The organism is Phenylobacterium sp. (assembly GCF_004297125.1).
GTDB lineage: Bacteria > Pseudomonadota > Alphaproteobacteria > Caulobacterales > Caulobacteraceae > Phenylobacterium.
Window position 1 is genome coordinate 1 of record NZ_SCVD01000013.1, and the last position, 1,723, is coordinate 1,723.

3 protein-coding genes are annotated in these 1,723 nt (G+C 67.1%); all 3 read right to left on the reverse strand.

Annotation, left to right across the window (positions count from 1 at the left end; genetic code table 11):
* Nucleotides 1-308, reverse strand: a 308-nt coding sequence (gene rpsJ, locus EPO51_RS06810; RefSeq protein WP_012521787.1) for a 30S ribosomal protein S10, incomplete at its 3' end; no start/stop codon positions are given.
* Between the two features lie 350 nt (nt 309-658).
* On the reverse strand, nt 659-1,489 hold the full coding sequence (locus EPO51_RS06815; protein WP_293347753.1) for a GIN domain-containing protein: 831 nt from the start codon (nt 1,487-1,489) through the stop codon (nt 659-661).
* A 159-nt stretch (nt 1,490-1,648) separates the two neighbouring features.
* Nucleotides 1,649-1,723: EF-Tu C-terminal domain-related protein (locus tag EPO51_RS28050; RefSeq protein ID WP_293345760.1), on the reverse strand; the 75-nt coding region annotated here is incomplete at its 5' end.

The window sequence follows — 1,723 nt, forward strand, 5'->3', positions numbered from 1 at the left end:
TAGAGCTTGATCTCGACGTCCACGCCGGCGGACAGGTCGAGCTTCATCAGCGCGTCCACGGTCTGCGGGGTGGGGTCGACGATATCGAGCACGCGCTTGTGCGTGCGGATTTCGAACTGCTCGCGCGACTTCTTGTCGATGTGCGGCGAACGGTTGACGGTGAATTTCTCGATGCGCGTCGGCAGCGGAATCGGTCCGCGCACGGTGGCCCCGGTCCTCTTGGCCGTGTTCACGATCTCGCGGGTGGAATGGTCCAACACGCGGTGATCGAAGGCCTTGAGCCGAATGCGGATGTTCTGACGATCCATATCGCTCTTACATTTCCCTACAGACGGCGGCCCGCCCGCGTGATCTCGACCATTTCAAAGACCAGCCCGGTCCCTCCGAAGAGAGCCCGTACGCGAAAGTCCGCACAAACGATTTAGGCCCGCGCGAACCCGCGAGGGCCTGCTCCCGAAACGCTTGGTAAAAAGCACTGTCCCAGGTCGTTCTGCGAGCCGCGTCTGCGCCCCAAATCGCTTCGGAGCACACAGCCGGTCCAACAGGAGGCGCGGTAATACCTATGCGACTCGCCCCCGTCAAGGGCGCTGCGCCCTCATTTACCTCGGGCGGACGACATGAAGGCCCGCCGCGGCCGGGGTGGCAGGTCGCATGGCGCTCAGTCGCCGATGCGGACCGAGCCGGAGCCCATGATGGTCTTGGAGACCTCGCCCCTCACCTGCCCGGCGTGGACGTCGCCGGAACCAGCGATCCGGGCCTTGAGGCTGTCGGCCGAGCCGTCGAAGTCGACGTCGCCCGAACCGGCGATCGAGACCTTCATGGTCGTGGCGCGGCCGCCGGCGATATCCACGTCGCCCGAGCCGGCCACCGAGATCTCCAGCGGACCCGAGACCGACTTCACATGCGCCGAGCCGGAGCCCGCGATGCTGATGTCGAGGCCGCCCTTGACGTCGGCCGTGGCCACGTCCCCCGAGCCTGCCACGCGCACCTTCAGCGAACCCGAGGAGCCCATGCGGGTGTCGCCCGAGCCGGCCTGGCTGACGCGGGCGTCACCCTCGACATTCGCCACCGTCCAGTCGCCGCAGCCCGAGTTGCCCAGGTTGAGGCTGGCCGAGCGTCCCACCGAGCCGAAGACGGCGCCGCCGGTGTCGATGTGGACGTCACGCGGCGTGTGGATCACCACCTGGGGCATCTCGGCGTAGCCGACCGTGCCGACCTCGCGGACCTCGACCGTCGACCGTTCGCCGGAGCCGCGGCAGCTGCGGATCTTCCGGTCCAGGTCGCCGTCGACGATCGTGCGGTCGCCCAGGGTGCGGACGCTCAGCGGCAGGCGCGAATTGGGGCTGATAATCTCGACCTTGATGTCGCTGCGGTTCTCCGGAACCACGGTCACGCGGGCCACCGCGTCCTTGATCTCGATGGAGGCGGCCTCCGCGGCGCCCGCGGAAAAGACGGCCGCGGCCGCCAGAAGGATCGTTTGAAGACGCATCGTCCTCTCCCAAGTCGAAAGCGTTGGGACGGAAGCTAGTCGGGGGCGCCTCCTGGAGCAGCTTAATTCGCGGTCATGACACGGATGTCATCCGGACAAGGAAAAGGCCGCCGGGGTTGCCCCCGGCGGCCTTCGTAATCTCCCAGGTAAGCGCGTGGCCTACTTGATGATCTTCGACACCACGCCCGAACCCACCGTGCGGCCGCCTTCGCGGATCGCGAAGCGCAGGCCCTG

Bases quoted from the DNA above. Each gene is read 5' to 3' on its own strand.
- EPO51_RS06815 (WP_293347753.1), bottom strand. From the start codon at position 1,489: ATGCGTCTTCAAACGATCCTTCTGGCGGCCGCGGCCGTCTTTTCCGCG.